The following is a 3,597-nucleotide window of genomic DNA, read 5'->3' as shown; positions in this document are numbered from 1 at the left end:
AGGCAGATCCAGCGAGATCGACACCTTCCTGGTCATGATTCAGCGCGCGGGTCCTGGTCTGCATAACCGCGGGATGGTTCTCTCCGGGCTGCGCGGCGTAGGTAAAACGGTGCTGCTAAACCATCTACGGGCAACAGCTGAAGAAGCTGGGTGGATAACCGTCTACCTGGAGGGCAAAACAGCTGAATCAGGTCAGACAGCACTCCAAGCACGCTTGGCCCGCGAGCTTATCAGCGCCGCCCGACGATTAAACAAGCCTTCCATGGGGCAACGCTGGAAAGCAGCCCTAGGCAGCATCGCTTCCTTCAGCATGAGTGTTGGAGTCACCGGGGCAAGCCTCGGCGTCGACACCAGAACCGGCCGAGCAGACACCGGCCAGATCGCCATCGATCTCGAGGAACTGATCGAAGACATATCCCTGGCGATGACGGATGAACACAAGGGTTTTGTCATACTCATCGACGAAATGCAGGACCTCGACGAGGAGCTCCTATCGGCTCTGATCGCAGCCCAGCACGCAGCCGGGCAGCGGGGCTGGCCCTTCTACATCATCGGTGCGGGCCTGCCGAACCTTCCTTCAATCCTCAGCGGATCACGCAGCTACGCCGAACACCTGTTCGACTACAGGCGCATAGGACCGTTAAAACCCGATGCCGCGAGTGCAGCACTGAGCCGCCCGGCCTTGGCGTTCAACGCCGCCTACACTTCCGATGCCCTCGACGTACTCGTCGACGCGGCCGATGGCTACCCCTATTTCCTCCAGGAGTACGGGCGATCAATCTGGGACATAGCGCCTGAGCCGTTATTCACCGCTACCGACGCTGAGCTCGCGGTTGACGCTGGCATGGCCCATCTCGATACCGGGTTCTTCCCTTCCAGATGGGATCGTGCCACCAAGAGTGAACGAAACTACCTTCGCGCCATGTCCGATGACGGAACCAACGGTTCCTCGACCACGGAGATCGCACAACGGTTGAACACCAAACCAAGCAGCCTCGCAGCTGCCCGGGCCCAACTCCTGGTCAAGGGCCTGATCTACTCCCCCGATCACGGGAAGATAGCCTTCACGGTGCCCGGGATGGCGGACTACATCCGACGCCAGCACAACGACCACTAGGGCGCGTCTCCTAATTCTTGAGCCAGATGGTGATGGCGCGGAGTACGACTCCTCCACGGTAGGCGATGGCGAGTTTGTCGTATCAGGTAGCCAGCTGAACCGTCGGTGGCGTTTCCACACCGTCTTCCACGACCCGAAGCACTCCGGCAAATCCCGCCACGGGATTCCTGCCCGGAACCGGTAAACTATGCCCTCGACCACAGCCTGTGATCGTTGAGCGGACGGCCCGGGCTTCCGTCCGAGCTCGGCATCAACGGCTCAATCCGCGCCCACTGGGCATCCGTCAAAACAGCAGTGCGTGACATACCTCCAGTCCCCCAAAGACCCTACCGATCAACTAGGAGACACGCCCTAGGCGCAATAGTCTGCAAGCGATATCACCGTGCGTTCGTGGCTGTCCCAGCGCCTGATTCCGCCCACGCCGGCCTCGAAGGAATTCGTGCCGAGCAGCGTCAGGCCCGCGCCGACCTGCGCCGCAGACATTCTCCGGGCAATGGTGACGTGGGGCGTCCAGAATCCCGGTATCGTGTTGCGCGCCATTCCAGGCACCTCCTCCAAGATCCGGTGAATGCGTGCGTGGACATCAAGCAGGATATCGCTGGCCATCACCAGCCTCGCCAGCACAAAGTAGTGTCCCGTGGCGAAAATGGCATGTCCACCGAAGCGCAGGTCCAACCAACGACGGAACACGTCACCCAACAGGTGATCGTGATCCCCGGGAATCGCCGGTGCCGCGGCGAGAGTGACATGGGGACGGTTGGACGCAGCCGTATGCGACGCGAGGCTGGGCAGCCCGGCCTCCGCCAAGCGACGCCACTCGGCCCGGATAAGTTCCTCCGCGCTGCCGTGGAGCAGCAGTTCCACACTGTCCAAGGACCGGTTTAGCGGGGGTTCCGGCGGAAGTCTCCCACGCCTTCCGACCCATCCTGCTCAACCTGGCCGGTTCGTGGATCCCGCTGAGGCCGCTGGTAGGCGAATTCTCCACCGCTTCTGCCGCCAAAAGGCCGTCCATGATCGGCGTACTCCTCGCGGAAGAAAGCCAGAGACCATTGCCCCAACTGAATACGTGCTCCCGTGCGCAGTACGGTATCGCCCTCCTGGTTAACGCTTCCGCTCACCGGCCCGTGCGGCACAAGCACGTACTCGTCGGCGTCGTTATGGATTACCTCTGCGTGGAGATCCTGCAGTCCATCCAGCACCAGATCTGCTTCGGCGCTGCTTCCAATAACGCTGGTTCCCGTCGCCAGGTTAAATTCACGGGGAATTTGCCCGTCCCACATCTCTGAGTTCTGAACAAAGATGAGTCGCGGCCTGCCACTGCCCGCGGCGTGGTGCGTTGTGGTCACGCCGCGCCTGCGAATTGTTCGGTTGACGGTGGGCACCAATGGGAAAGGGGTACCTGGGGGCAGCAGGCTGGCCGGCTTCTCACGCGATCCCATCCTGCGTGCCAGCCCCAGCAGCGGAGCAAGCGCAGTGGCGGATCCCAGATTTATGTGCGGCGACCTCGTCACGAGACGCTGTGCGAGCGATGCTTTCACGTCACCCAGGCTGACCAGAGCGCCGCCGGGTCCGGCAATGGAGACGGTCAGGCCTTGCTCAGCCAACCCGTTGGCCAGGTCCCGGACCGCGTCAAGCGATGGCAGCGAACCGTCAAAAGCCTTCGGGTCATCACAGTAGACATCCACCGTGGAACCTGCCGCTTTGACGGTGCCGCTGAGCTCCGGGCGTTCGATGTCTCCGCTTGGATGGCAAAACGAAAAGTCAAGATCGATGTCGAGCCAAATCCGTTGTTGCACGGTCAGCTGCGGTGGGTGTCGGAGCCGACTGCATCGTTGTCGCTGGTGGTGACCCTGAGGGTTCCGTTCAACTTCCACGTTGCGCGGGGTGCGTCTGGCCCTATGTCCCGCGGCACTTCGACTGTCATATCAATGAAGCTGTAGTTGACCGCGGCGCCCTTGCCGGTGAGATAGGACCACATCTCTTCCGCAAGATCGGCCCAGTCCCGGATGTTGTGGGCGGCGGCTTCCGTGAAGGGCTTTTCAGTCATGGTGATTCCTTCGATGTGGATCGTCGATGACAAGCGCCCTCTAACCGCTTGACCGGATGCATTGAGCCTAGCGCGCAACCGACCGGCACGGAACCCCTCGACAAGACTCATCTATAGTGCTCGCGAAATGGGGTGCATGCCTCATTTGAGAAACGCTCGCGAAATCACGGCCTGTCACGGGCACGGCAGCGACGATGAGGAATGGGTCACGGGTTATCGATGGGTGCGCGTCGGGAAATCACGAAGAAGGCCGCTGTGGAGTACGCGAAGGCTGCCAAGAAGGAGAAGGGGAGGATTCTTGATGAGCTGACCGGTGTGACCGGCTGGTCCCGGGCTAATGCACGCCGTGCGCTGGCGAACGCCCGGAAACGCAAGGGACCGGCGAAGGCCGTGGCGCGCAGGCCACGGCCGCGTACCTACGGCTATGACACGC

General features: G+C 61.6%; 4 protein-coding genes and 1 pseudogene. 1 reads left to right on the top strand and 4 read right to left on the bottom strand.

Features of this window, described 5'->3' with window-relative positions; all coding sequences use genetic code 11:
• Positions 1-1,117, top strand: a 1,117-nt coding sequence (locus Y708_RS0101550; protein WP_028278559.1) for an ATP-binding protein, incomplete at its 5' end; no start/stop codon positions are given.
• Between the two features lie 93 nt (positions 1,118-1,210).
• On the opposite strand, the pseudogene Y708_RS30675 reads toward Y708_RS0101550, so the two are convergent.
• The 4 genes and pseudogenes from Y708_RS30675 to Y708_RS0101535 form a co-directional block, all read right to left on the bottom strand.
• Positions 1,211-1,422 (bottom strand): annotated as a pseudogene (locus Y708_RS30675) (transposase); the annotation flags it as partial.
• 46 nt (positions 1,423-1,468) lie between these two features.
• Entirely contained in the window at positions 1,469-1,981 is a 513-nt protein-coding gene (locus tag Y708_RS22215; protein ID WP_051478420.1) for a 2'-5' RNA ligase family protein, read from the bottom strand.
• A gap of 17 nt (positions 1,982-1,998) precedes the next feature.
• On the bottom strand, positions 1,999-2,913 hold the full coding sequence (locus Y708_RS0101540) for an FHA domain-containing protein (protein WP_035774972.1): 915 nt from the start codon (positions 2,911-2,913) through the stop codon (positions 1,999-2,001).
• A 2-nt stretch (positions 2,914-2,915) separates the two neighbouring features.
• Positions 2,916-3,164: a hypothetical protein gene (locus Y708_RS0101535; RefSeq protein ID WP_028278557.1), complete on the bottom strand. Its 249-nt coding sequence runs from the start codon at positions 3,162-3,164 to the stop codon at positions 2,916-2,918.
• Positions 3,165-3,597: the final 433 nt, after the last annotated feature.

It is taken from the genome of Arthrobacter sp. H5 (genome assembly GCF_000520595.1).
GTDB lineage: Bacteria > Actinomycetota > Actinomycetes > Actinomycetales > Micrococcaceae > Arthrobacter_D.
The sequence above is the reverse complement of the archived record's forward strand: the minus strand, read 5'-3'. Positions and strand labels throughout refer to the sequence as shown.

Coding starts and splice junctions, on each gene's coding strand:
- Y708_RS0101535 (WP_028278557.1), bottom strand. CDS start 3,164: ATGACTGAAAAGCCCTTCACGGAAGCCGCCGCCCACAACATCCGGGAC.